The 26439-nt window shown below is 44.8% G+C and carries 21 protein-coding genes; 3 read left to right on the top strand and 18 right to left on the bottom strand.

Annotated features, from left to right (window positions below):
- Positions 1-4 precede the first annotated feature (4 nt).
- The 4 genes from FN124_RS04035 to FN124_RS04055 form a co-directional block, all read right to left on the bottom strand.
- Positions 5-4093 (bottom strand): hybrid sensor histidine kinase/response regulator transcription factor, encoded by a 4089-nt coding sequence (locus FN124_RS04035; protein ID WP_185937080.1) that lies wholly within the window; start codon positions 4091-4093, stop codon positions 5-7.
- Between the two features lie 404 nt (positions 4094-4497).
- Positions 4498-5712 carry an alginate lyase family protein gene (locus FN124_RS04040; protein ID WP_142683492.1) on the bottom strand — a complete coding sequence of 405 codons (1215 nt, stop codon included), beginning with the start codon at positions 5710-5712 and terminating at the stop codon, positions 4498-4500.
- Between the two features lie 220 nt (positions 5713-5932).
- Entirely contained in the window at positions 5933-6247 is a 315-nt protein-coding gene (locus tag FN124_RS04045) for a winged helix-turn-helix transcriptional regulator (RefSeq protein WP_142683493.1), read from the bottom strand.
- Positions 6248-6595: 348 nt separating this feature from the next.
- Positions 6596-7498, bottom strand: coding sequence for a hypothetical protein (locus tag FN124_RS04055; RefSeq protein WP_142683494.1), 903 nt, complete (start codon positions 7496-7498; stop codon positions 6596-6598).
- A gap of 92 nt (positions 7499-7590) precedes the next feature.
- On the opposite strand from FN124_RS04055, the gene FN124_RS04060 reads away from it, so the two are divergent.
- Positions 7591-8979, top strand: a complete 1389-nt coding sequence (locus FN124_RS04060; RefSeq protein WP_142683495.1) for a UCP032817 domain-containing protein — start codon at positions 7591-7593, stop codon at positions 8977-8979.
- On the opposite strand, the gene FN124_RS04065 is transcribed toward FN124_RS04060, so the two are convergent.
- The 5 genes from FN124_RS04065 to FN124_RS04085 all read right to left on the bottom strand — a co-directional run bounded on the left by FN124_RS04065 (position 8976) and on the right by FN124_RS04085 (position 13025).
- Positions 8976-10067, bottom strand: coding sequence for a DUF4236 domain-containing protein (locus FN124_RS04065; protein ID WP_142683496.1), 1092 nt, complete (start codon positions 10065-10067; stop codon positions 8976-8978). The genes FN124_RS04060 and FN124_RS04065 overlap by 4 nt on opposite strands.
- 83 nt (positions 10068-10150) lie before the next feature.
- Positions 10151-10390, bottom strand: a complete 240-nt coding sequence (locus FN124_RS04070) for a hypothetical protein (protein WP_142683497.1) — start codon at positions 10388-10390, stop codon at positions 10151-10153.
- Between the two features lie 20 nt (positions 10391-10410).
- Positions 10411-10623: a hypothetical protein gene (locus FN124_RS04075; RefSeq protein ID WP_142683498.1), complete on the bottom strand. Its 213-nt coding sequence runs from the start codon at positions 10621-10623 to the stop codon at positions 10411-10413.
- Positions 10624-10704: 81 nt separating this feature from the next.
- Positions 10705-11370: a response regulator gene (locus tag FN124_RS04080; protein ID WP_142683499.1), complete on the bottom strand. Its 666-nt coding sequence runs from the start codon at positions 11368-11370 to the stop codon at positions 10705-10707.
- Entirely contained in the window at positions 11367-13025 is a 1659-nt protein-coding gene (locus FN124_RS04085) for a tetratricopeptide repeat-containing sensor histidine kinase (protein ID WP_260607318.1), read from the bottom strand. The genes FN124_RS04080 and FN124_RS04085 overlap by 4 nt, the downstream gene beginning before the upstream one ends.
- A gap of 651 nt (positions 13026-13676) precedes the next feature.
- Between FN124_RS04085 and FN124_RS04090 the strand changes: the two genes are divergently transcribed.
- A complete protein-coding gene (locus FN124_RS04090; protein WP_142683501.1) occupies positions 13677-14570 on the top strand; it encodes a hypothetical protein in 894 nt (297 codons plus the stop codon).
- Between the two features lie 9 nt (positions 14571-14579).
- On the opposite strand, the gene FN124_RS04095 is transcribed toward FN124_RS04090, so the two are convergent.
- The 6 genes from FN124_RS04095 to FN124_RS04120 form a co-directional block, all read right to left on the bottom strand.
- Positions 14580-15419: a DUF899 domain-containing protein gene (locus FN124_RS04095; protein ID WP_221887726.1), complete on the bottom strand. Its 840-nt coding sequence runs from the start codon at positions 15417-15419 to the stop codon at positions 14580-14582.
- A 211-nt stretch (positions 15420-15630) separates the two neighbouring features.
- Entirely contained in the window at positions 15631-16860 is a 1230-nt protein-coding gene (locus tag FN124_RS04100; protein WP_142683502.1) for a DUF4998 domain-containing protein, read from the bottom strand.
- 53 nt (positions 16861-16913) lie between these two features.
- Complete coding sequence (locus tag FN124_RS04105; RefSeq protein WP_142683503.1) at positions 16914-18167, bottom strand: DUF4959 domain-containing protein; 1254 nt, start codon at positions 18165-18167, stop codon at positions 16914-16916.
- Between the two features lie 50 nt (positions 18168-18217).
- Positions 18218-20128 (bottom strand): RagB/SusD family nutrient uptake outer membrane protein, encoded by a 1911-nt coding sequence (locus FN124_RS04110; protein WP_142683504.1) that lies wholly within the window; start codon positions 20126-20128, stop codon positions 18218-18220.
- A 19-nt stretch (positions 20129-20147) separates the two neighbouring features.
- On the bottom strand, positions 20148-23372 hold the full coding sequence (locus FN124_RS04115; RefSeq protein WP_260607319.1) for a SusC/RagA family TonB-linked outer membrane protein: 3225 nt from the start codon (positions 23370-23372) through the stop codon (positions 20148-20150).
- 436 nt (positions 23373-23808) lie between these two features.
- The gene (locus FN124_RS04120) at positions 23809-24825 is read right to left on the bottom strand and encodes a GntR family transcriptional regulator (RefSeq protein ID WP_142683505.1); all 1017 of its coding nucleotides are present in this window, start codon (positions 24823-24825) and stop codon (positions 23809-23811) included.
- Between the two features lie 121 nt (positions 24826-24946).
- On the opposite strand from FN124_RS04120, the gene FN124_RS30820 reads away from it, so the two are divergent.
- Complete coding sequence (locus FN124_RS30820) at positions 24947-25120, top strand: hypothetical protein (RefSeq protein WP_185937081.1); 174 nt, start codon at positions 24947-24949, stop codon at positions 25118-25120.
- Between the two features lie 138 nt (positions 25121-25258).
- Here FN124_RS30820 and FN124_RS31710 read toward each other — a convergent pair whose 3' ends face one another.
- The 3 genes from FN124_RS31710 to FN124_RS30825 form a co-directional block, all read right to left on the bottom strand.
- Entirely contained in the window at positions 25259-25513 is a 255-nt protein-coding gene (locus FN124_RS31710) for a transposase (protein WP_142685465.1), read from the bottom strand.
- 378 nt (positions 25514-25891) lie between these two features.
- A complete protein-coding gene (locus FN124_RS31350; protein WP_260607320.1) occupies positions 25892-26026 on the bottom strand; it encodes a hypothetical protein in 135 nt (44 codons plus the stop codon).
- 78 nt (positions 26027-26104) lie between these two features.
- On the bottom strand, positions 26105-26434 hold the full coding sequence (locus FN124_RS30825) for a DsbA family protein (RefSeq protein ID WP_185937082.1): 330 nt from the start codon (positions 26432-26434) through the stop codon (positions 26105-26107).
- Positions 26435-26439 lie beyond the last annotated feature (5 nt).

A 26439-nucleotide genomic window follows, 5' to 3' on the forward strand; every position in this document is an offset into this window, starting at 1 on the left:
GTGGCTATGAGGTTTTCTTCCTGAGATTTGCTGCATAGTCGGAAGGTGTCATTCCGAATTCATCCTTAAAAAGTTTACGGAATACCTTGGGATTATTAAACCCTACCTGGTAGGTTACTTCTGATATAGACATTCCACTTTTATCTAATAACTGAGCCGCTCTTTTCAAACGGATGGACCGGATAAAATCCAACGGCGATTTGCCGGTGAGGGAATTGATCTTTCTATATAAGGTCACCCGGCTCATAAACATCTCCCTGCTAAATTCATCTACCGAAAAATCCGGGTTATCCATTTGCTTTTCAATTATCTCCATTGCCTGCTTCAGGAATTTTTCGTCTACAGGCGTTATGGTCACCTCTTCCGGATTGACCTCTATCTGCTTCTTAAATCTTTTTTTCAATAACTGTTGCTGTGCCAGCAGGTTATTAATACGGGAAGCCAGGATCTCAAAGGTGAAGGGTTTTGTAATGTAATCATTGGCTCCTGCTTTCAATCCCTCCAGTTGCTTCTCCTCGCTGCCTATGGCGGTAAGTAAAATAACAGGGATATGCGCGGTGAGCATTTCCGACTTAATTTTTCCGGCCAGTTCAACCCCATCCATCAACGGCATCATAATGTCGCTTACCACGAGATCGGGATTCAGCCGCTTTATTTTCTCCCAGCCTTCCTTTCCGTTAGTAGCTTCCTCAACATGATACTGCTCCTTTAAATTGTCTTTCAGATAAAAGCGCAAATCCTCATTGTCTTCCACTATCATTATTACTTTCCTGCCGGAACTCTTTTTCCCTTCCTCCACTATTATTTGTTCTCCTTCATCCACAGGTGTTGGATGAGTTACAGGACGGGGCGGAACATGCATCCTTTTTGCAGGGAGCAGTACCGTAAAACAGGTTCCCTTATCCGGCTCACTTTCTACAGTGATGGTACCATTATGCAATTTCACAAACTCTTTTGTGATGGCTAAACCTATACCTGTACCCTGGTTCACCATGCTATCCGGCACTTCTGTCTGAAAAAAGCGTTCGAATATCTTCCCATGCTGATCTGCCGGGATACCGATACCCGAATCGCTTATGCTGATGGCCAGCGTTCCATCTGTGTCATATGTACCCGGCGCGTTATATGTCATTTTGACACTTATATTTCCATTATCATATGTATACTTAAACGCGTTAGACAGCAGGTTAAATAAAATTTTCTCTATTTTGTCCTTATCAAAATAAATTTCCAGGTGATCAATGTTACTTGAGAATGAAAACAGGATTTTCTTCTTCTCCGCAATATCGGTGAAAGAAAGACAGGTTTCCCTGCAAAAACTGATAATATCTCCTACGGCAGGATGCAGCTTTATCTCCTGTACTTCCATCTTCCTGAAATCAAGCAGCTGGTTTACCAGGTTCAAAAGACGTTTGGCATTCCGTTGTACCAGATTCAATTGTGCTATCTGTTCATCGTCGGTTGCATGTTTAATGATCCTGTCCAATGGCGCTATGATAAGACTTAACGGCGTACGGAATTCATGGCTCACATTGGTAAAGAACTTTGTCTTTAACTGCTCCAGGGCATGAGCCCTTTCCGCCTCTTTACGTTGCTGCCTGACTTCAAAGCGCATGTGGATCCTGTCTAAAGTAATACGCCGGATGAGCAAAAAGAGACCCGCAGCAATCAGCAAATATATAAAGTAAGCAATGGGAGTTCGCCAGAATGGCGGCTCAATATTGATCTGTAAAGTCTTTACTTCACTCCAGGCTCCTGTTCTGTCCATTACTTTTACTTTGAAAATATAATGGCCCGGGCTGAGATTGGTATAGGTGGCTCTCCGTTGATTATCGTCCGTATACAGCCAGCCGGTGTTAAATCCTTCCAGCATGTATGCATACTTATCATTGGGGCTATGGGAGAAATCGAGAGAAGCAAAGTCGATAGAGAAAACATTCTCCTTATATTTCAGGTCAATACTTTGCAACTGCGATAAAGCACGGTTTAACAATACCCGGTTATTAACCCGTTCACCAGGCTCAATATGTTTATCCAGTATCTGGAAACCTGTGAAAGTGATTGCTGAGTGTCTTACAGGTTGCTTAATGGAAGCAGGGTTGATGATATTAAACCCTGATGGGCCCCCGAAGATCAATTCACCTGCCCGTGTTCTTAGTGCGGCTCTATTATTGAACTCCCGGTTCTGCAGGTTATTGGTGGCATCGTAATTAATAACAGAAAAACCAATATGGCCATTATTTTGCCTGGGAATTGCGTTGCATAAACCACTAGGGGTGGAAATCCAGAGTGTTTGATGTTCGTCTTCCAGGATATCCAATATCATATTGTCCAGCAGCCCGTCTGATGTCGTAAAAGTCTGAAATTCCCCTGTTTGCCTGTTAAACAAATTAAGTCCTTCCCTCGTTCCTGCCCAAATCCGGCCTTTGCTGTCTTCCAGCAGGCAGAAAATACCATTGTCGCTCAGGCTGTTCTTCCCGTTTATATGCTGATAAGTAGTAGTCGTATTATCCTTTCCAAGAACAGTGATCCCTCCACTTGAACCGATCCATAAATCACCTTTTTTATCCTGCATAACAACTGAAACATAATTCCCTCCTCCACTGCTTCTATAATGCGTAAACCGGTTGGTTGTTCTGTCAAAGCGATCCAGTCCTGCCCCTAAAGTGCCTATCCACATTTGCCGGTCCCTATCCTCAAATATCTCCCACACTATATCATGCGCCAGGCTGGAAGAATCATTGTCGTGATGCCGGTAGTTTGTAAATTTCCTGCCATCAAATCTATCGAGGCCGCCGAGGTAAGTGCCCACCCAAAGGATGTTTTCCTTGTCGATCCACAGGCTCACAATCACATTATTGCTCAGGCTATTGCTATTATTGGGGTTGTGCAGGTATTGCCTGAAAGTATTATTTTTCCTGTCAAAATAAATCAGCCCTCCTCCATTGGTACCTATCCATATATTACCCAACCTGTCTTCAACAAAACGGTTTACGTCGTCAAACTGCAAACTCTTTGGATCTGCCTCAACGTGATGATAATAGGGGAACTGGATAATGCTGCTGTTGTAGTAATTTACGCCTTGCTTGTAGGTACCCAGCCAGATGATTCCCTGATCATCTTTATAAATTGCAGTGATGCTGTTCTGGCTGATGCTCTTGGGGTCATTGGGATTATTCAGCAGGTAACTGGAACTGAAATTATTTTTTTTATCGATCAGGGTTACGCCTCCATGGTCTGTTCCTACCCAGAGCAGGCCATTATTGTCCTGGACAACCTGACTTACCAGTTCCGATTTCAGCTTTGCAGGAAACGAATTTTTGCCTATCCGGGTAGCAGTATTAATCCCCGGACGGAAAAAGAAGAGGCCACTATTGTAGTTCCAGCACCACAGGTCACCATCATTGTCAACCAAAAGGGATAACGGATTATCCACGCCCTTATGCTGCTTTTGTATTGCGGTACTGGAAAAAATAACTTTCTCCGATCTTATATCATACTCCTGTAAAAATCCTGACTGATATACCAGCCATAGCTTTCCATCCGCTGTTTCTTTTATGGAGGTGATCTTTTCAGCAGGAGAAGCTGTTCCCGCCCGATTAAATGGCTTTACACCTTTATCATTGGCTGAATATAAATATAGTCCCTTGTAATCATAAAGGAACCAGTATCTTCCCTCCTTTCCCTTTACTATATTGGAAATTGTACCTGCAGGTAAACCAATGGAAGATAAATAGCCATCATAGTCAGCATCAAACTTTTCCGTATCTGCGTTATAGATACAGGGTCCTCCCGTGGTAGATACCCACATTTTCCGGCCGGGCAGCTCGTAAAAATTGATGATATTATTAGCCCTCAGAGAAGTGCTGTCGTTGTGATCCTTGCGAAATATCCTGCAGGAATACCCATCATAACGGTTCAGCCCATAAATAGTTCCAAACCACAGGAAACCATCCTGGTCTTTTAACACTGCGTTTACCTGGTTATGAGACAGTCCATTAAAGGTATTGAACTTTGAAAAATTAAAATGCACACTTTGTGATAAAGCTGCAACTGATTGCAACAATAAAACAACTCCTAAAAGGTAACGCATCACTGTAGGTTTTAGGTATAAAAAACTTAGCCCGCCCGGCATCAATGTGCTTTCCGCACGCACTGCGCTCCATTCATGTTTGCCGGAAAGATACTTATTTCCAGGGCACTGTAACATTTTATACCATAATTCAGCATATTCATATTTAAGTGTCAAAATAACATATAAATATTATTACAGCAAATTCCGGGCTGACACGGGATCTCCGGCAGGTATTTAAATCCCGGTCCTAACTACAGTGAACGTTTGCCATAGTCAATACCTATACAACTGATCCGGTATGTTCAACTATACCAATAAGAGGTTGTATCAAAAATAACCTGATAACACCGAGATGAAATTTTCTTCATCAGGTATACGATCAAATCTGATACATCCTCCTTTTTTTAAGCCAGGGTCTCTTCCTATTTCAGCGTGCAGGTTAATGTTCCATAACCAAGTTGGTCATAGCCTCCGCTGTTAGGCCCGTAATTTCCACCGCCACCCTCCGGCCGTACCTTTTGGGCAAAGCGCGCACAATTGGGAGCAGCCAGCCCTTTGCGGCTTACATAATGATTGTACACCAGTTCCCACACCGGGCGGTTATTTCCACGGCTGCCACTGCTGATCTCATTCTGTACTACTCCCACACAGTTGGTGTAAGGTTTATAGGGCACAGCGTCGCCGAGATTATATGCAGCTACATACTCTGCACCTTTCAGGAAGCGGTTATTATCATAACCATACATATCGTCGTTCTGATTCCAGGCCATTTCGCAAAAAGCGCCCATTAAACCGATGCCAAGGGTGGTATGCCCCTGGTCACGGCCACTTTCCTGCCATTGCCCCAGGCCATCCGGATGAATAAAGTAAACGGCATTCCTGACAGCGCCGTTACCGGCACCGTATTTAAAATAGCTGATGGCCTCATTGTAAAGGTCCCGGTCGTCGCATAACACGCCTATTGCCAGGATGGAATTCATGACGCACAAGTCCCAGTTGGCATAGAAATGACTCATACACCGCTCCCTCCTTGTCAGGAAAGCGTGATTCATCGGGTAAAAAATGTTACGCATCATTTTCTGAAACCGGGAAAAGTCCGCCGGCGCCCAGCCCTTGTAAGTCCTCATGATTTCGGCCGCATTCGCAAACTGATAGCCGTATAACCCCGCAGCCAGGTTAACATCGTTATTCCCGCCAAGGCCTTTAAGTGTGCCCGACCACGCATTCATGATCTGTATCGACTTATCGGCATAAACGTCTTCCCCCGAGATCTTCCATCTTAATGCCGTGGCATAGGCCGCAGCGATATCATTATATAGTTGAGCGCAGTTCTCCCTGTGAACACCATCACTACCGCGGTAAACGGTATCTGCCGGGTGGGGCTGCCAGCTGAGCGCACTATGCGGATTGGCGGTCAGCTGATGCCAGCCCGACAGCCAGGGCTCTGCTCCTGCGCCCACTTTACTTTTCATGCGGTCAAAATCCGATTGTTTATGCAATAATCCCGGATGCACAAAAACAGTGTCATGATTATTTAACGCCAGCTTCTCCGCTGCGTTGCCCATCTCTTTTTTACATGCCGCTGCCACGAAAAATAAAAATATTACTCCAACAGTGCATAGCCTCTTAGTTCTCATAGGTTTTCCAATTATAATTGTTAAAATGACAATATATTATACGGCAAGTCATTAACGCAGGTTGCCTGCTGATATTTTACAGTGTGACAAAACATGTAGCTGAAAGTTTCTTTATGGCATATTGTTGTGCCGCGGCCTCCCGGGCGGGAACGCGGATCTCCGGTGTTTATTTTGCCGGGGGAGTGAAGTATCTTAAAGCCGGACCAGGGTTAGTATAATGTTATCCTATCAATCCTTCCAATTGCTTAAAAACAGAAATGACCTCCACTCCTCTTGGGCTTAGCTGATATTCAATGTGAAGCGGCTTGTTTTTAATAATGTCCTTTTTCAGCAATCCATGCTCCTCCAGCTCACGCAGGGCTACCGATATGGATTGCCGGTTGGCTTCCGGGATATCGCGCAATAAGCTGCTAAAGCGTACAGGGCCGGCGGTAGCAAGACGGAAAATTTCCGCTTTATACTTTCCGGATAACAATTTAAGCAGTGCCTGCGCGGGACAGGTTTCCTGGTTGGCAGTGCTATTGCGTGTGGTCATATTAATCTGACTTATTGTTTGATTGAATTAAATTCAAAACCTTTGGACAGCAAATATAGACATTAAAGGATTATAGTGGGAAGATGCCAAAGGAGATGACCGACGAAACTGCGCTCAAAATGAAAACCACTTAAAACGGATATTATAAAAATGAAAAAATAATTATCATATCCATTGTGTTACCCCCAAAACTTTGATTTTACCCCGAAGCATAACCTGGCAGATCGCTCCAAACAGATGCATGGGTATTTACATTCCGGCAAAAGATATTTATGTTATAGGCCTAAGTAATTGTGACTGTTTTTCCCCGACGAAAGTAACAGGAGACATCGCGGCATTAGTGCTGGATTACCTGTAATTAATACGGCTCCCTTCCGTATTCTTTAAATGGGCCACTACGCTTGCCGGAAGCTCCTTGCTTTCTATCAGGAAACTTATAGAATCGGCAACAAAGTTCCTGGTATTGTTTACTTTCTGGAAGATTTCAAACAACGCTATCGGCTCCTGGTTAAAACTGATACAGGTGCTGATAAAATGCATCTCGCTTAATTTATAACCCGGTTGCTTTAGCTTCTCATTAATATCTTTCAGACGGGAAATAAAATGCCGCTGCCGGATAAAGGTATTGCTGTTCATAATAATGAAAACATAATCCGCATAAGCCGTTATTTTGCCGTAATACTTATGATTGTCGCCTCCGCTCCTCTCTATCAGGTATTCGCCTGAAGATTCTGATCTGTATATTTCCACTGATGAGCGCCAGATCCTTTCTTCATTTATCTTATCCGGGTTATCGGGCAAATTACGATTATAGGAATACCAGAATCCAACTAATTCATCCAATAGTTTGGTGTTCACTGTGGCTTTTGGAATCTCGATCTTTAAATCATTAAAACTGAAAGCCTCCTTGTGTGAATTAATAAAATCGAAGTAATTATCGTATCCTAAAACCTGTACGATCCGATTTAATTTACTGAGGTTAGGCGTACTGGCACCGGCAAGGTTTTTCTTCCCTTCATATGCTTTTAGCTTATTAATGATGAGATGCTCATAAAGATAATTTGCACCCATTAAATCCGCATCCTTTCCTATCCTGAGTTTCCTGTGCTGCTCGAGCAGCAACCTGTTCAGCTCCCCGGCAATATACATCCACTCCGATTTTGAAACATCTTTCCATGAGCTCTTCCGGATAAAATGAGCCGCCAGAAAACTCATCAGCTTTTCAAGGTGTAACAGATCCTCTTTTTTCATAAGACGAATATAAGATAAAAACAGCATCAGATAATACCAATGTAAGACTTTTATGTTTTACAATTTGCAGAAGTTAGTATTAAAACAACACCATGAAACCGCTGCATTCAAATATTCTGTTAACCGACGAACATATAAACTACCGGGAAAATGCACTTTGGATAAGGATTGAGAATTATGTTATTGATGACGCCAATGCCGCCATTCCTTTTTCAAAAAAACTGGCAAAAACAGAGAACTGGACCGGTGATTTTACGAAAGATGCTATCCTGGAATATAAGCGGTTTGTTTATCTCTGCTGTATATCCGGAAACGGAGCTTCCCCGTCTGTTATTGTAGATAAGGTTTGGCATATGCATTTATTGTATACTACCGAATACTGGAAAAACTTCTGCCCCAATATCCTGCAACGCGAGCTTCACCATTTTCCAAATGTGGGTGGCATTATAGATTATACAAAACATCACGACTGGTACCTGGAAACCCTCCTATTATACATAAAGGTGTTTAAACAAAATCCACCAGCGAAGTTCTGGCGCATTCCTCCGGCGTTAACGCCATTCCTGTATCCAGACAAAATCCCCGGCATTCAGCCATCCTCCGTGGGCTCCCGCACCGGTACAGGCCAATTGGCTTATTATCTTACAATAGCGCTTCCCTTTATATTCACCTGGCTGGTATTTGGTGAGTTGCCGCTTCATGATCTTTCCGTGCTGCAGTACTTCGTTCTTTTTACACCCTTGCTCTTTATCATCAGAAAACTTGTTGCCATGAGAGAGGAAAGGCATCTTAAACCTGTTATCAGGAACCTGCCACTTTACAACAGGTATCAACTGGCTTATTTATCGGGTGGCTATAACAATGCATTTTTATTGTTGGTAAATGACCTTGTGGAAAACAACTGGATCAGGATACGCGATACAAAAAATGAATTTGCAAAAAAATACTCCTCGCTCATAGCTGATCAAACAGCATCTTCCGGAAATCAAAATTTCATCCGGCCGGAAATTTTACTTCAATCCATGGATCAACTGCATAATAAATCAAAATTCAGTCTAGCCCAGCTGTCTTCTGCGGTAAACGGCTACCTGCATCCCATTGCTACCGTACAAACAGCGCCCCCGCAAAGGGATGACATGCTTTACCTTGTCTGGCCGGCGTTATTCCTTATGCTGTTTTTTTGTTTCCCTGCCGAAGAAGTTAATTTGTTCACCGGTCTCTTATATGGCATATTTTTCTTCCTGTGCTTCATTTCATTTATTTCCTGGCTTTGCCCGGACAGTGATCATACTATTATGGAAAGAACAATCAGGAAAAAACGTGCTGTTCTTAACAATATCAGTACTGTACAACAGCGGGCGATCATCCTGGATCGCATCAACGGCGTTTGGGATGTTCCCTTCTTCAAAAAAACAGCTAATTTCTTTAGTACAGGAGCTGGTTGCGGAGCCGCCCGCCCAAGTTGCAGTTGCGGTTGTTAACGGTACCTCTGCATCTGCCCTATTTTTGAAAGAAAATCAGCAAAATCATTCATGGCTAATGGCTTTGAAGTAGAAATCACTTCAAAGACCCCGGTGTCTGAGGTAAACATATATTCTGAGTAGGCGCATATGGGGAGCCGTTGGTTACTGCTAAAACGCCTGTCGGGCCCTCCGCTTTTATTCACGTACTGCCAGGTGTAGTCAACCACTTTGGCATCGCCAGGCAATAGCTCGGATTCAATAAACCTGGTAACATTGCTGGTAATGCGCAAATTCTTATAAAATACGGCGGCAAAAGTTTTACCACGTTTTATCAACAGGCGTTCAGGCAAAAAAAACAGATCCATATTATTAAGGGAGATACAGGGAATGGCCACATTGGTCATAAAATATGGCATAGGCATTTTACTGGCCGATACCCCGCGTAGCCTGGCCCTTTTGATCAACCTGCCTGCGCCTGCGTTCCGCTTATAATCAGTTATATTTTTTGTATTGAGATACTGCCAGATCTTTGAAGATTGGGAAAAGGTGGCAAAATGATCCTTAAACTGCCGGTACACCTGTTGATACCTGTCGTCCATATCATAATAAAGCTCCATAGTGAACCGCTTCCTGTCCAGTTTCCCCAACCAATAAATAAGGGGCGCAAAGCAACAAAAACAGAGGATCAATGCCGGTTTCATTACTTCTTCCTGCCGGCCATAGGGAGTTAATAACAATATCAGTAATATGGTGCATAATGGTAAAATGCCCCATCGCTTTACATAGGAAGCCTGCCTGCTTTTCTGGTTCAATTCTGTAATGAATGCCTGTGAATCCGCATCTGTCAGCTGATCAACATGGGCGGATGTTATATTATCAGTTAATCCGCCTGATGGTATGGGGGGCGCTGTCTGCCGCACAGGAACAGCAGGCCCGGATATCTTCTGACGATAGGTAATGCCATGAGAGCTTAAGCTGACATATGTTCCGCGGGAGCTTATATTAACGCGCGCTCCTTTCACGCCTAACGAATAACTAATGCCTTTCTTAGACAAATTTATTCTGAATGGTGATACACCAAAAGATTTCCGGTAAGACCAGCCCATAATAAAAGATTGTGTTCAGATGAAATAATAGCCAGGGTAATTTAGGGTTGATGGGGGTATGGGATGATAATAAAGTATTGTGCTCAGAGATCCGGCGATGCTGTACCTGAGGAATCACGCTCCCAGTCGCAGAGTGTTTTGTTACTGCTAACTGCGCTCTTCAGCGTTGTTCTTACAATCCGGTACTGGCAATCGCTTAATCCCCTGCAGTCCGCTGTATAATGATACTTCCGGGCATTCTTACTGTTACAGATATACACCGTTTTGGGGCCGGCGCATCCGGCGGTACTGAAAAGAAAGAATATGAGTAAAAAAGTTTTCATCCAGCGGAATATTAAACACCCTATCTTCTATGACACTCCGGTGAGCAAAACCTGCAGCCATCAGCATTATAATAGATCTTCTTAGCAGTGCTTACTGCCTCGCGGCAGGATTCAAATTCCCCCAGGAATAAGCGGTGCTCAGATGCCGGCAGGTACTTGCAGGTTTGATCATGCACTTCATGATCGCCACTGCTGTTTTGCGCAACCTTTGATACATAATAATTCCGTTTCATAGATTTTCACAATTGTTATATATCAAAAGTAGATATCTGATGATGATAATTCTTACGGGAAACCGTAACTCTTCCTTCTTTTTATATAATGCCCATGTCTTTGCAAAACGCGATCAGCTGTTCATTCTTTGTAAATTCTAATGTTTCTTTTATATAATTCAATCGCTTCTCTATACTGCTTAAGCCAGCTGGCTTAGTCCCTTCTTCGATCAGGTAAGCAGGAATATCTTTCTGACGCATACCATTTGCAAGCAGGGTGATAATCTTTATATCATACTCTGTAAAATCATGTACATTTTTTTGCCTGATCTTCTGTGTAAGATGCCTTGGAAAATAACGTTGATTTTTAGCCACCGTTTCTATTGCCTCTTTAAGCGCTTTTGCATCATTTCTGCCTTTGCATACATAACCATCGATATCTGATTGACCAAATAGCATTTCAATAGTTGAGGGAATACACGATACAGAAAAAACGATTATCCTTAAGTCGGGCTGAACCTGCCGAACAGCCGGTATAAGCTCCAGTCCGCCGGAAATTTTCTGTACCCGTGAATCTTTAATAAAACTAAGATCCGTGATCAGCAGATCGTAAGACTGATCATCCTGTACACCCTTCTGTATCCTTGCGAGTGCATCATCACAATAGTACACATAATCTGTTTGAGTCATCCCCAGCTCTTCCAGGGTTTTCTCCACAGAAATATTCACGCTTTCGTGATCTTCAGCTATAAGTACTTTTTTAATCATTTCATATTTACTATTGGAAAAGAAACCTGGATTTTAAGTCCTTTATTTACGTTGGTAAAAGTAATCTCACCGTTTATATTCTTAATACGGTTTCCCGTATTGGTTAATCCATTTCCAAAACTGTAGGATGGCGGCAGCCCTGCGCCGTTATCAGTATATTGAATTTCCACTTTGTTGCCTGATTGTTTAAACCGGATACTCACATAACTGGCGCCACTATGCTTTTTCATATTAACCATCAGCTCTTGCAGGATATGCTTTACTTCCTTTTGAATATTGGTGTCCACTTTTTCCCAAAGGCCTTTATCATTGCCTGCAGTCACCACCCTGGTAGTATCTGTATTGAATGCTTTCAGTAACAGGGCTATCTCGGCCTGGAAATCGGTGCTGGTAATTTCAGGTTGTTCATAAGAGATATCCCGGGAGCGCTCGTACATATCCTCGATCTTATCCAACAGGCTTTCTTTTTCAATGGGCTGATGCTCAATTTCAGTCATAATACGGTACAGGCCATTGGCTACCACGTCGTGCACCTTCTGCGAGGTCTTCAGTTTATGATCGCGAATCCTTGATGCCATTTGCTGCCTGCGTTTCCGGCTCCAGATGACAACCAGAAAAACACCTAGTATCATGGCCGCTGCCGCACCATAAATCATTAAACGTTGCTGTAGGATCTGCACTTTTTTATCAGCATTCTCTTTTTGCAGCTTCAGGTTTTCGACCTTATTTTTTTCCGCATCATAACGGATAAGCGCAAATTGATTCTTAGCCGTATTGCGGGCGGTTTGAACACTATCGCTTAAATACTGGTATCGTTTGTAGTATTGCCGGATATTTTGCGGGGGACTGAGTAATATCAGTTTTTGCAGCGCCTCTATTTCATCGTCAGGGCTATTGAGATAACGGGTAATTGCATACATTTTATCTGCATACATCAATGCGGAGTCAGGATGGGAATTGGCGTAATAATCAGACAAATGAGCGTAACTGGCATTTTGTCCCCAGTAATCCTTCTGATTCACCCTTATCTGTAATGCCTCCAGTAACTCCGGGGTGGCGCGGTAACCGGAATCCTGCAGCCATCTCGTCCGGGCCCTGTTGGATAACACCATTGCATATGCCTTTTCATCTTTCTTACCTTTGCCCAGTATGGAGTCATATATGGCAATAGCCTTTGCAAAATCCCGTGTCTTTTGGTAAACAACCGCCTTATTGTTCAAAAACATCAGCTTAAACCCATCATCTTCTGCAAATTTTAGTGCACGGTCATAATAATCAATGGCTGCGTCGTAATTTTTTAAATTTAAACTGGTGCCGCCCAGTTCATTATAATCCGACGAAATACAATAGCGGTCCTTTTCTTTTTGCTCATCCAGGTAGCTGAGAGATATTAAGAGGTTCTCCTGGGCGCCGAAGTAATCACCGGCATCAGACAGGATTACTGCCATGCCATTATAGGCCATGGCAATTTGCAGACTGTCTTTTGAATTGGAAACAACTTTATTAAAGTAATAAAAAGCAGAATCGTTCTTATGGTATAAAAAAGACTCAGCCTTTTTAAAATCAGGCTCTCTTTCTACAGCAACAATACTGTTCTTCCTGTTACATGCAAAAAGGCAGGCGGTTAGTATAAGGGAAAAAAGGGGCGTTCTCAAAACGACAATTTTGCTTAAAAAATAGGATTGTCCATGGAAAAATAAGGAATAAAAATAAAAAACAGGGCTACAATGCTCAGGTATAGGATAAAAGATAAGGCAAGTAAAAACTTGCCTTATCTTTATTGTCTGTTATCCTTTTGGAGGAATCGGGGGATGAGGAGGCACATGACCTGTTTCTCCGCCGGTATCATCCATAGTGGTTACCTGTGAACCATGATTGCAGTTTTTTGTCGTGTTAGTATGATCGGGGCACACCAATGCCCAAAACAAGGCTATAAAAATAGAAAACATTGTAGTTAAGTTTAAAGTGAAAGAATTGGGGGGCAGTCAGCCCAAAGGCTGCACTGCAAAGGGGTAAGAAGCGCTTCTTACACTTTTGGGAAGAGAGGGAGAGCATTGATTGCGGAAGCTGGTAATCGCTTCCCAGGCCGGCTATCAACCACCGCTTTCGTTGCTCAGGGTGAAACCAATTCTGCGCAGTAAAAACCGCTAGCTAATGCGGGATCCAATTGATTTCAAAGCAAAGATATTCCGGGGTAAGTGGTTGATTAGTAACATATTCCGATAATTCCGGTAATTCCGGGGAGATTCCTGAAATGCCGGACGGATTCCATAAATTCCGACAGTTTTCACCCTTATACTTGTAAAATGTATCCTGATTATCAGTCGTTAGTCCTTAAAGATTACCAGGAAAAAAAGGCAGGGAATGCACTTTCACTACGCCTGAGATCTCCTACGCCTGCGCAAATCAGAGATGAATGTATTGCTGTATGTGAAGAGCGGTACCAGGCAAAAGATGAACAGGTGTTGAGAACTTTTTTTGGAAAGAGGGATGATGTGGCGGGCTATATCCTGGCGATAAGAAAACACGACACAGACAGGTTTAAGCCCCTGGTAAATTACCTGAGAGGCCAGGTTGCAAGCACCGATCAGAAAAATACTGAGCTGCTGGCGTGGCTGATCAATTTTGAGCCAAGGCCATTTCAATTAGGGAAAAAGTATGATGCCGCCGGTGCTGGTCCGGAGCTCACTGAAGAAGAAAAAGAAGAAGAGGAACAGGAAGCTGTTACAGGGAAAGTTGATAAGAGTGGAACAAATGTAGGGGTAATGAAGATGTTTGAGCATGTTCCTGAAAAAGCAAAACCCGGCTCTAAAAACCGGGTCATTATCATATTAGCATTCCTGATTATATTTATTGGCAGTGGTTCTTATTGGCTACTGAATCGTAAACCGTCTAAAATAGTTTTAACCGGTAAAGAAAGCTGTATGTATTGGGCGGGTGACCATTATGAACCCGTTTCCTGCAATCAGAAATTTAAGGATACGCTGGTAGTGGCCTTAGATTCCGTAATGCTGCATCGTTTCAAAAAAATAACCAAACCTGATACCATCACCGGAAGGGCAAAGGGATATGTTTGGTATGTGAAGGTAGATGAGGGGATAGAGTTTTATACATCCGACGGATACCATCCCATATACCACCAGAAGAGGCTAAGACCGTTAACCGACTACATTATATATAAATATGTCCGTCCTAACTAGATGGATCAGTTACCTGCAGCAATCTTTTGCACCCATGTTACCGGCGGAGTCATTACCATATTCATCGTTCCGGCGCCACCATATGCCTCCTGTTTCATTCCGTCCTCTTGGGGCGCGATCCAGCCATTGGTACATTCCCCATAGCGCATCCAATCCGCGGGCGTAGGTGGAATAGGTGTGATAAACAACCCCGTCTTCCAGCACGAAAGCGCTCATACCGGGCCTTTCCCGGTGATACGTGGCTGTATCTGTACCGGCCATTGCTGCAAACTTATCTTCTGCTTCAGCGCCGCCTCTCTTCTGGCCCGGGCGCCATTCAAATACAGGTTTACTGTAGTTATAATCAATATCGCCCGATTGCTGTTGCTCCACTGTGAAACTGACGTTGAAATCGTAGTTAAAATCGCTGTTATAGGAGGAAGCCCATGGAAAGTTCCAGCCCATCCGTTGCCTGTAAGCCAGCAGCTTTTCGATTGGCGCACGGGATACCGCCCAAAGCATCACATCATGATTGGCCAGATGGGTAGCAAAACCGTTAAAACCGTCGGCAATAGCCGTACAACTGGGACAGCCGGCCGCATAGTCCGGCCCGAACATAAAGTGATAGATCAGCAGCTGGGAGCGTCCCCTGAACAGATCTGCGAGGGAAACCTTCCCTTCTGCTGTTTCAAACTGGTAGTCTTTGTTTATTTTCACCCAGGGAAGCGACTGGCGGCGCGCTGCCAGTTCGTCGCTGCGCCTTGTCAGTTCCTTCTCGGCTTCCAGCAGCTCAAGCCTGGCGGCCAGCCACTCTTCTTTTGAGACCACTTTATGGTTTTCAGCTCCGTCAACGGTTTTCATGTTTGCCATCATGTTGCTTTTTAAAGGTTATACAATACCTGGATCACAGGATTTTGTAAGCCACAAAATTCCTGCCTTAAACCTGCCGCCGGGAGGTATTGAAATTAATGGGCCATAAGGGTTATCACCTGCTTATCTCCTGGCAGCTTGTCTGGTATGTTATGGTTATTGCACCGCGAAGCAGCAGGGAGATAAACTTCCTGCTGCTTTGAAAACAAGTTTACTGTTTGCTGAACATGGTTATTTCGCTCATGTTGATAGAGTTGGAATTATTCACCGTATGCAAAACCCTTATGCGGATATAGCGTACAGGTGGCGCCTGGGGGATGAAGTTAAATTTCATAGGGTCGTTACCGTTATCGCCCCTGACAGCAGTGGTTAAAAGCGTCCATCCTTTGCTGCTCATTTCAGCGGCCCAGCCCGGATCGGTACTTTTCAGCGAGGTGGCGGCATTGGTGATTTCTGCAATTCCCCATACTTCAAATTCGGAAGGATTATTACAGCAATCCCTGCCTGTTTCTTCTATTTGGCCAAGGTTGTACGTTTTTCCCATATCAAAAGTAAGGGTGCGCGGCAGCGGGGAATTGGAACCGTTATCGTCGCTGTGGAAAATGTTAGGATATCCCTGTGGCCCTACACTCCCGTCCCATAATTTGCTGACACGGGTGTCTGATTGGTAGATGCCCATATCATTTGGCAGGTCATGTTCCTGGAACAGGCTTTTATCGCAGGCTACCAGTTTGTAGATGTCGGGAAAAGTATCGTAGCTGTTGGTATAAAAAGTATCCAGGGCGCCTTTAGAAGGGATATAGGACGATTGATAGGTTACCGGCTGCCCGGCTTTGTATCCCGGTATATTAACAGAATCCTGGTTGCCTGCAATGGTAGCGATGGCAGCTACCCCTGCGGCATTGGTATACTTAATAACAGTATTGATATTAATGGTATCAGGCACGGAGAAGAACAAGGTTACGGAACCGTCGTCACGTATTTTATATGGTGTAGCGGCAGCAGGCAAACGGTTGTGAAGTGTACTTCTATAGATATTGCCATATACATGCGCATTATCTATTTCTGTTACAATAGAGCGGTTCCCGTCGGCATCATACGAATACAGGAAAAACGTATAGGCGTATTCGTTCAAACCAGTGATGAGGCAATGTACCGTATCTGAAGGATTATGCGAAGTGGCATTGATGGTTACGGAATCCTGGCGGTTGTTCCAGAACAGCACATATTTGCTGATGCCGGGATCCGGGCTGGGCTTCCAGGCAATGGCCAGCCGGCCGTTACCCGGAAGTATGGTAATTCCTGATACCGTGCCCGGATACTGGACTTCCGTATTACCCAGGAAGTCGCGGAAATCAGTGGCCTTCCGTGTACAGGCTATGAAGAAAAATAAGCCGCAAAATGGTAAGAGGAGTTTTGCAGCAATAAGATACTTTCTCATCTCTTTATATTTTTAATAAAATAACTTTAAACAATATCAATAAAGGGAATACGCTACCTGTTATCGCCCCATATGCTGAGCTCCATGATGTGAAAGAATTCATTACTGTGCGCTGCATTGGTTACACATTCAAACCGCATGTATCTTACCTTGGGCAGGTTCAGGGAAAAATTGTAACCAAAGCCTGCATTCCAGAAAGCCAGGTCGGCATTGTCATATGCCGGCGACACCAGTCCGGATGGCTGCGCGGGCAGATGATAGATGCCCATATTGATCCAGCCACCTGGTGTTGCCTGTCCTACTGCCGGGAGGTGCATGGTATCGGGCAATATTTCATCCACCGGTTCATCTGCACGGCCCCACATTACCCAGGTATCGGGGTTGCCGTATCCCCAGAGGTAATTGCCATCATCCAGGCCCCGGCCCCAGAGCGTGAACCGGCTAAGCTTTGCCGCCTGGCCCATATCAAATGTTACCCATTTAGGCAGTGGCACTGTAGTTGGATAGGTGGAGTGATAACCTGGTCTGCCCAGGTTGTTATCCCACATGTAACGCAGTTCCCATCCAAAGCTGGATCCATCATCGGAATTGAGCTTATAAACGTTGAACTTCGATTTATCCATGATCGTTTCGTAGATCGGTTTAATAGTAGCATACACCGTATCAGAAATATTCCCGAACTCATCTGTCAGGTATACACCAAATTTCCTCGGGATGGTATCATATCCCCTGATACTATAGTTGATATTCTCCAGGTTGGTATAGTTCTGGTTTTTGATCTCCATTTTTTTTGTGGTCGCATCTTCGGTGATGGTGATCACACCTATGTTATCTTTTGCTGTATTGGTAACATTGATATTAATCCCTCCAAAGTCAGGGCGCAACACTACTGTAGGCAATGCCTCCAGGTAAGTGGGCGTGCCGGGATGTACGGTTACCTGCACGGGGTCCGACTTAACATCTGCACGTGTAACCGTGTAGAGTGTTACTGTATGATCCTGGCTTTTGGCAAATCCGCCAACGGCAATCGTATCTGAATAAAAAGAGGATTTGGTTTGCCTGCTTTTCGTATCGTTGATCATATACTCCGCCTGCACATACAATACATTTTTTGATGGCGGCAATGTATAAGTGATGTATGCACCGCCGTTCTTATTGATCACTTTTATATTGGTAACCGGTTGTGGTTTTGTTTTATCACCGGAGATAATATCATTGTATCCATCACTCTTCTTACAGGAGAACTGGATCATCAGTATGGTAACTACCGGTATTAACACACGGCATATTTTATATATAGCATCCATATAAAAAATTAAAACTGGTTTGAAATGATTTTGTCCTTACCTGCCTGTTATCACCAGTATGGTGTTTGTACCAGGTTGGGATTGGTCAGCATGTCGTAGTCCTGGATGGGGAACAGGTAATCCCTCAGCCCGAATACCGGTTGGTATACGTTGGTGAGCTGGTAGAAACCTTGTATAGTGCGCTGTTTTGCATTCCAGCCCTGGAAAGGTCCGTTGAGCACTGCCTGCAGTTCTTTCCATCTCCGGAGATCCCATCCTGCCTGTCCTTCAAAGGCCAGTTCTATTCTTCTTTCCTGGTGGATGATGGCTCTTAGTCCTTCTTTGGAGCCGTATTTGGTGGGATTTCGGGAGAAGTTGGACCAGGCCTGTACCACTCCCGGTAAACCGGCTCTTTCCCTTACTTTGTCGATATAGCTGTATACTTCCGTACCGGGGCCGCTCACTTCATTCAGGCATTCTGCATACAGGAGCCACAGGGCAGGCAAGCGCATGAAGGGCCAGGAGTAGTTTGTTTGCACGGTAGTTTGACCGAAAGCAGTTTGCCACGGCACCAGTTTCTTTGGCCAATAGCCGGTGATGTTATAACGGGTAGGGGTATACGCAGCAAAGCCATTCACAGCATTTACATAATTGGCGTTGTTATCGTCGGTATTGGCAGAGCCGAACCAGATGCTGCCGTCAAAGGCTACATCTGCATAGTAGCGGGCTTCCCGGTAGAAGTTGCCACGGGCGGTGGTATAACCCTTGCGGATATAATACCTGTGGGCATCGTCGCCTGCCTGCGTTTTATAACGGTTGGCGTAATCCCAGGTCCTGTCTTCATTAATAGGCACGCCGTTTTGTGTATAGAACAGTTCGGATTGCGCTATTGGAACGGAGAAATTGGAATACACGGCAAAACCGTTGGAGGCTGCATCCGCCGTTACTCTTGGTGAAGCCATGTACTGCCATCCGAATTGGGGGTTGAGGGTCCATACCTGTTCGGTGTTCCACGGGTCAGTAACGGCGCCCTGCAATGTTACCAGTTGTTTGGTACTGTCGGACATATGTACAATCCCGCCGCTGGCCCTGAACTGGTAAATAGCGGCACCTGTGGCCACCGCTGCATCAATGGCTGCTTTACAGGCGGTAGCGGCACGTTGCCATTTTGAGGCATCATAGGCTACAGGGAAAAGGCTTTGTCCTTCTTTTCCTTTGATAGCGGCATAATCAGGGTTGCCGTTAAACAACGGGCTTGCCTGCGTAGCCAGGACCTCTGCTTTCACGGCTTTTGCAATTACGGAGGTAATGCGTCCTGCTTCTGCTCCTGCATTCTGGATCACATCCGGCAGGTCGGGAATGGCCTGGTCCAGCAGGCTTACTACATAGCCAAAGCAGGAGTCGACGGATTGTTGTTTCAGCCGGGTTTCTTCTGTGGGCGTATTTACCGGTAATGCCACATCAGAAATTGGAATGGGACCATACATCCTAATAAGCCAGTAATGATAATACGCCTTCAGGAATTTTGCTTCTGCCACCCACCTGTTGCGTTGGAACTGTGGCAGGTCCAGCGGCTGGTCTACGTTGTCGAGAAAGGTATTGCACATGCGGATGGATTGCCACAGGTTTAATCCCATGTTATAACCATCCCAGAAGTTTAATAAAGGATTGGGGCTGTTCTGCAGGCCGCGCATCACATTGAAACCATTATCGCCGCCTGCGCCGCCGAGTGTGTTCTTATCCAGCAGGTCTATCGGAAAAATCACTTCACCGGAGCTGGTAAAACCCGCATTGCGCCTTACATCCGCCAGGCCCTGCATGTTGGAATAACAACCAAACAGGTAAGCCTGTGTTTCATTTGCGTTGGCAAATGAACTGTTCAGCGTAGCCACATTATCCGGTGTTACATCTAAGTATTTCTTACAGGATACTGATAAGATGACCGGCAATACTACCAACAATGTTCTTTTAAAAAATCTCATTGTTTTATATTTTTTATACTTAGAAATTAAGATTTACGCCCAGGTTGAATACTTTCTGGATAGGGTAAGCAAAGCCGTTCCCCGCCTGCTCAGGATCCCACAGTTTGAATTTGCTGAAGGTGAGCAGGTTCAGGCCGCTGAAATACACACGGAAGCTGGTTAACTTCAATGGTGCGATCCATCTTTTGGGCAGTGAATAACCCATTTCAACAGACTTCAACCGCATAAAACTGCCGTCGCGCAACCACCAGGTGCTGCTTTGTTCGTTGTTGGCAATGTGCGTGGTCGACAAGCGTGGCCAAAGGGCGTACAGGTTCTGGTTTTCCTCAGACCAGTGATTATCTGCATACACCTGCAGCAGCTGGGCATTATCTGCAAATGGCGCTGTAGCTTTGGGATCAATGAAAAAAGATTCCCTGGCCAGTCCCTGGAAAAAGGCGCTTACATCAAAGCTTTTATACCCGAATGAAAAACCGAAACCATAAATGATCTGCGGTGTGGTAGGAAGGCCGATGGGCACCTGGTCGTCCTGGTTAATCACGCCATCGCCGTTAATATCCCTGTACTTGATATCACCGCCTTTGGGAAACTCGCTGCCAAAGTTTTGCACGGGTGAGTTGGCGGCTTCTTTATCATCTACAAAAAGCCGTTCTGCTACATATCCAAACTGCTGGTTAACCGGATTACCGGTAGAGAACCGGTAAGCATATTTATACTCCGGTTCTTCATAATATCGCACCTTGTTATCTGTTACCGTGAGGTTGGCCATCACAGATAACCACATATCTTTTGAAAAATTCTGTTTGTAATCAAGATGAAGATCAAATCCTTTTGAATCCACTTTACCGAGGTTTGCCTGGAGATTGGCGGAGGCAGAGCCTTCGATACCTGCGGTAACCGGGATGTAGCCACGCCTGATCAGGATATTGTAACGGTTCTCATTGTATACTTCCGCTGTTACATTCAGTTTATCGGCAATGGTCATTTCCACTGCAAGATTACCTTTTCTGGAAGTTTCCCAGGTTACATCCGGGTTGGGGTATGCCTGTATGGTAGTGCCTTTGAGGGTAAAGCTGTTGTTGGTGCCAAAAGTGGCGCCGGGGCCGTTGCCATCATCCGGCGTTACGCTGGAGAGATAGAAAAAGCGCTGGTTGCCGATATTGTCGTTACCCACCAGGCCATAGCTTCCGCGGACCTTCAGGCGGGAAATGATTTTAGCGATACCACCTTCCCAGAATGATTCGTTGGATACCACCCAGGCGCCGCCGATAGTGGGAAAGAATCCCCAGCGGTGTTGTGGTGCAAATCTTTCCGAGCCATTATAACCAAAATTAAATTCAAGGAAATATTTCTTATCGAACGAGTAGGTAGCGCGACCGGAAAAGCCCAGGTTCCTGTAAGGAAGGGATCCTAACAAACTTCCGGCATTGCCGTAAAGCGTTTGCTGACGGGTACCTATCAGTGTGCCGCTCAGGTTATTTTTTCCAAAGTCGCGGTTATAATCCAGTGCGCCCTGCAAATAGATATAGCTATAAATATTTTTGGCGCCCTCTGAATACCCAAGAAACTCCTGGGCCTGCCCAGGTGAGCTGTTCAGCCAGTTGAGCACATAGGTATTGGCATCGGGATCATAGCTTCCTACACCGTAATAAAATGGTTTGTAGGAACGGCTCAGATCAAAATAAGAGTAACGATTGGTACTAAAAATACCCCTGAAGGTAAGCCCTTCTGTGAGGAAGTTAAAGTCCTGGTTCAGTTCAAACTGCGCCGACATCCTGGATTCTGAAAAGTTCTTATACCCGTACATGAGGCTGGCGTAGGGATTATTCAGCAGGGAACCATCGTTGCCATAAGCGCTGCCGAACAGGATATGTTTGGTGTTCACATTATTTGCATCCGGTTCATAGTAGGCAGGAAATGCCACGGGGCTGGTATGCAGCGCTCTTGAGTACAGGTCGGTGGCCAAACCGGAAGCATCGCCGGTAATAGGCCCCGTATAGTCGTTGAAGTTACCCCAGAGGCGTACCACTGCTTCCGTTGTTTTGGTGATCTTTACGTTCACATTGGAGCGTAGCTGGTAGTTTTCAAACTTCATCCCGGAGTTAAAATTATTCACCGGGTTTACCTGTAAGATACCGTTGTCGCGGGAATAGGATCCGGCCATATAATACTTGGTAACATCCGATCCTCCCTGTACGCTGAAGTTAGCGCGTTTGGTGGTGGTCTGGTCTTTGAACAATGTCTTCATCCAGTCTACCGCCGGGTATACATACGGATTGCTGCCTGGTGCTTTATCGATGGTAGCCTGGGTAGCAAGTATGGTATTGGGGGTGAAATAAGGTGTAGCAAGTGGGTTCCTGGTTGTTACAGCTTCATTGTATTGTTTCATGAAGGTAATAGGGTCTGCCAGTTTCAGGTTTTGTGTGGGTGTGGAAATGGCATCTTCCAGGCGAACGCTTACCCTGGCTTTGCCCGGTTTGCCTTCCTTGGTAGTAACGAGGATCACGCCGTTGGCGCCCCTGGCGCCGTAGAGGGCTGCTGCGCTGGCATCTTTCAGGATAGAAAAGCTGGCGATATCGTCTACCTGCAGGCGGGCCAGGTCGTTGGCGCTCAGCTCCACGTTATCCACCAGGATGAGAGGGCTGGCGCTGTACCCGAGGGTGGTAACCCCGCGGATAAAGAACTGTGAGTTATCGGCCCCGGGCTGTCCTCCCCGCTGGAAGGCGATTACGCCGGCCATCTGCCCGGCCAGGGCGTTGGTAAGGTTACTGGTGGGGATCTTCAGGTCGCCGGGATTGATGCTGGTAACAGAGCCTACTACGGCTTCTTTTCTTTGTTTGCGGCCGAATGCCGTTACCACTACTTCATCTACCGAAGCGATCACACTTTTCAGCCGGATGTGATAATCTTTTTGTGTGGCGTTTACCACGAAGCGTTGTTCAATAAAGCCTACAAAAGTTACCTGGATGGTAGCGCCTACTGCTACATCAAGGATAAATTTACCATTCCTGTCGGTGGCTGTTCCAGCGGAACTTCTGCCATCTACAGCAATGGTGGCGCCTTCCAGCGCCCTTCCGGCAGTATCAGACACCGACCCGGTAATAGTTACCCGGGCGGGTGTTTGCGCAGTGGCGCTTCCTGCCATTATCATAAACAGCAGGATCAAAAGGTAGCAGGGAGCGGATAATGCCGTTGGCAACACGGCAATAAATCTCTTCTTGTAGCAAGTAAATTTCCTGAACATATTAAGAGCAATTATTGGAGGAATAAAAAAACATAACGTGCGTTTATGTGCATAACGGTGTTTTCCGCGCCCGGCGGGGCAAACGGCCATTATGAGTGTACGTGGCATTCAGCAATAAAAGGGAGAAAAAAGTTTTATTTCATAACGTTTACTTCATTCTTTCCATCTTAACCTGGAAACTGATCCTAAGTAACTAATGATTGATTCTGGTATCACGTGAAATAGGAATTCTATTCTGTACTATCCTATACTATCCTATAGCAAATATATATTTTTTTCATAACCGCCAAAAGAAATGCGCGATTATTTTTTGCGTATCCGCAAAAAAACGGGGAGCAGGTTAAACGGCAATCAGGTTAGGCTAAAAGAGTACCAGAACAGGCATAAGGGCACGTTTAATAACAGTCCCTTTTGTGCGGCAATTAATAAAGTGGGGTTATAACGACTTCCTCCTGATGAGTACAGTGGGAATGATTTCCTGGATCTTCTCCCGGGTTAATACAAAAGCAGCGGCCTTTTCCGCCATTAGTTTGAAATCGGTAGTATAGGTGGTGATACCGTCGAAGATCAGTTCTTTTACAATGTCGTCGTTGTGCGACAGGATACCGATGTCTTTGCCCGGCTTTAGTTTCATCTGCTTACAGTCTTTGAGCATGGTCCAAAGCTCGGCATTGTTAATAGTGAAATATACCTTTCCCTTTTCGAGGGTGCCGGGAAGGTATTCGGGCTTTATCTCACTTTTAATATTAAAATCCTTTACAAACTTCTTAAACGCCTGGAGAATTTCTATAGGCGTATCTGCCACCGGGCGATGATAATATATCATGCCTTTATATTGTTTGATCACGCCTGCCAGCGCAGAAAAGGCTTTATAGGATGCATGTTTAAACTCCTGCGCTACATAGGAATAATCACCCGGAATGGGCTCATAACGGTCAATCATCAGGAACTTATCCATCGGGAGCGTGCCCAGGATGCCGGCGGTTTTGTTATGCGGGATGGGCGCTACCACGTACATGCCGTATTTACCTTTCACACTGTTCACAATGCTTTGCAGTATTTCTATGTTATTGTGGTGGAAGAAAATATCTATATGCACATCTTTTCCCAAACCTGCACGAAATGTTTTATAGAACATCTCCTGGAAAGCATCGAATGCAAATAGCACCAATGCGATGCGCAGATGTTGCTTTATATTCACATTGGCCACGAAAAACCCAACGCGGTTCCTGGGCTCCACAATTCCCCGGCTTACCAGTTCCTTGTAGGCCTTGGCAATTGTTTCCCGGGCGAACCCGAATTCATTGATCAGCTCATTCACAGAAGGCAGCATATCGCCCTGTGCAAGCCCTTTATTTTGTATGGCATTTAAAATACCATTTACCAGTTGTTCATGTTTGGATAATCCGCTCACTGCCTCCATCTCGTAAATCTGTTCAAATACGTGGTTCATAAGGGTTAATTAAGTTGTCACTGTTAATAGTGTTTTTTCGGGAAAGCAATAGCAGCTGTCCTATTCTATTCCGACAAAAATAATATTCCCTTTTTATATCTCCCTGATAAAAAATCCACTGATGCCCTATGTTTTGTTTTATACTCCCGGAAAGTTCAATAAAATGGCATCCGGCAATCACTTTGGCCCGCATATTACAGACCCCCGCATTGAAGATAATATGCTTACCGGCAAAATAAAACAGCTGCCATACAGGAGCCCGTTTCCCTTAATGCCCCATTACTCCTGGAAATAAAAGGGGCTGACCAAAAAGTAAAAAGGGCTTTTTGGCAGCCTCAATTTTTTTGGACTGGTTTTATAGTTTGTTTTGGCATAAATAACTGTAGAGCTATTCAAAAGAAGTAAACAGCGTTTTTGTGGTCAATTTTGCCTTTCAGGCAGCTATGGATCCTTCTTCACTTTTAAGATTGTTGCGGGCTTGTTGTTTATAATACTCAAGAGACTGGTTGATTTTTATTGTGTGATTGGATGCTAATGTACCCTTGTAATCCCGGGCAAAAGGGCAATCCTGACAATTCTCACACTCATATAACCGGCTAAAGCTGATATACCCATTTTTATTACGATCTGTTTTGACATAGCGAAAACGAAGTATTTTATTGTTAGGGCAGATGCAACTTTCACTAATCTGGTCATAGACAAAGTTCTCTTTACGGAATGGGTTTCACCATATTTACGACTTCGTTCTCTATGATACAGCGGAAATTTTACATACGCGGCAATCTCCTTATCATCCATTAGCTCATAGTTCTCCCGGGTGCCAAATATGCTATCAGCTTTGATAGCTGCTGGCTCATATTGTCCATGTTGTTCAATAACTTTGTCAAGCCTACTGCTTTGTTCTGCAATTTGTTCTTTTGTAACAGTCTGGCCGCTTGTTCCAGCTTCTTCCAGATCGTTTTATGCCGGTATAATGGTAACACGCCTGCAGACGATGGGTTACGGGTTGTCAGACTCGCCGGCAGGTCTCGCTGCTTTTTTTCCCCGATAAAATGAATGAATGGACTTACAGCGGTGGAAATGCAGAGAAGTCGCTGACAAAAGATGAGATAATGGACGACATCACCCTGTATTGGCTTACGAATCTGGTGAGGATCTCATTTGCACCAAACTGCATTGCTTTTAATTGTAGTTTTTTCATGTTTTTACTTTGATGATTAACAGAATGAGACTTTATCCGTCAGGGATAAAGAATATTCCTTGCTGTTGTTACTCGAGTTTAAACAGTAAGGAAATATTTCAGATCGCTTACACTGTATATTTCAGGCAATTGATATCCATTAATAAAAAATACGGGAGTGAATGAGATCTCCATTTGGCTGCACCATTGTTCCATTGCTTTTATCTTATCGTCCTGCATGTTTAACTCGCCGTTCATGGGGTATTTGGTTGCAAAGCTGGTATATTCCCTTTCCGGGGCCAGGTACCAGTCGTCCAGTGCCTGTTTGAGCAATCTCTCATCTTTTTTACCGGCAATAGCCAGCAAGTGCCTGACCGGAGGTGTTTTGATATCTTCTGCCTGACTGCTGGCAGCGAATATAATCTTCACCTGAA

Source organism: Chitinophaga polysaccharea (assembly GCF_902150045.1).
Taxonomy (GTDB): Bacteria; Bacteroidota; Bacteroidia; order Chitinophagales; family Chitinophagaceae; genus Chitinophaga; species Chitinophaga polysaccharea_A.

Coding starts and splice junctions, on each gene's coding strand:
- FN124_RS04035 (WP_185937080.1), bottom strand. CDS start 4,093: ATGCGTTACCTTTTAGGAGTTGTTTTATTGTTGCAATCAGTTGCAGCT.
- FN124_RS04110 (WP_142683504.1), bottom strand. CDS start 20,128: ATGAGATTTTTTAAAAGAACATTGTTGGTAGTATTGCCGGTCATCTTA.
- FN124_RS31350 (WP_260607320.1), bottom strand. CDS start 26,026: ATGAAAAAACTACAATTAAAAGCAATGCAGTTTGGTGCAAATGAGATC.
- FN124_RS04095 (WP_221887726.1), bottom strand. CDS start 15,419: ATGGCAAACATGAAAACCGTTGACGGAGCTGAAAACCATAAAGTGGTC.
- FN124_RS04065 (WP_142683496.1), bottom strand. CDS start 10,067: ATGGGCTGGTCTTACCGGAAATCTTTTGGTGTATCACCATTCAGAATA.
- FN124_RS04075 (WP_142683498.1), bottom strand. CDS start 10,623: ATGAAACGGAATTATTATGTATCAAAGGTTGCGCAAAACAGCAGTGGC.
- FN124_RS04090 (WP_142683501.1), top strand. CDS start 13,677: ATGTATCCTGATTATCAGTCGTTAGTCCTTAAAGATTACCAGGAAAAA.
- FN124_RS04080 (WP_142683499.1), bottom strand. CDS start 11,370: ATGATTAAAAAAGTACTTATAGCTGAAGATCACGAAAGCGTGAATATT.
- FN124_RS04055 (WP_142683494.1), bottom strand. CDS start 7,498: ATGAAAAAAGAGGATCTGTTACACCTTGAAAAGCTGATGAGTTTTCTG.
- FN124_RS04070 (WP_142683497.1), bottom strand. CDS start 10,390: ATGAAAACTTTTTTACTCATATTCTTTCTTTTCAGTACCGCCGGATGC.
- FN124_RS30820 (WP_185937081.1), top strand. CDS start 24,947: ATGCCCTATGTTTTGTTTTATACTCCCGGAAAGTTCAATAAAATGGCA.
- FN124_RS04105 (WP_142683503.1), bottom strand. CDS start 18,167: ATGGATGCTATATATAAAATATGCCGTGTGTTAATACCGGTAGTTACC.
- FN124_RS04100 (WP_142683502.1), bottom strand. CDS start 16,860: ATGAGAAAGTATCTTATTGCTGCAAAACTCCTCTTACCATTTTGCGGC.
- FN124_RS04040 (WP_142683492.1), bottom strand. CDS start 5,712: ATGAGAACTAAGAGGCTATGCACTGTTGGAGTAATATTTTTATTTTTC.
- FN124_RS04045 (WP_142683493.1), bottom strand. CDS start 6,247: ATGACCACACGCAATAGCACTGCCAACCAGGAAACCTGTCCCGCGCAG.
- FN124_RS04115 (WP_260607319.1), bottom strand. CDS start 23,372: ATGTTCAGGAAATTTACTTGCTACAAGAAGAGATTTATTGCCGTGTTG.
- FN124_RS04120 (WP_142683505.1), bottom strand. CDS start 24,825: ATGAACCACGTATTTGAACAGATTTACGAGATGGAGGCAGTGAGCGGA.
- FN124_RS04060 (WP_142683495.1), top strand. CDS start 7,591: ATGAAACCGCTGCATTCAAATATTCTGTTAACCGACGAACATATAAAC.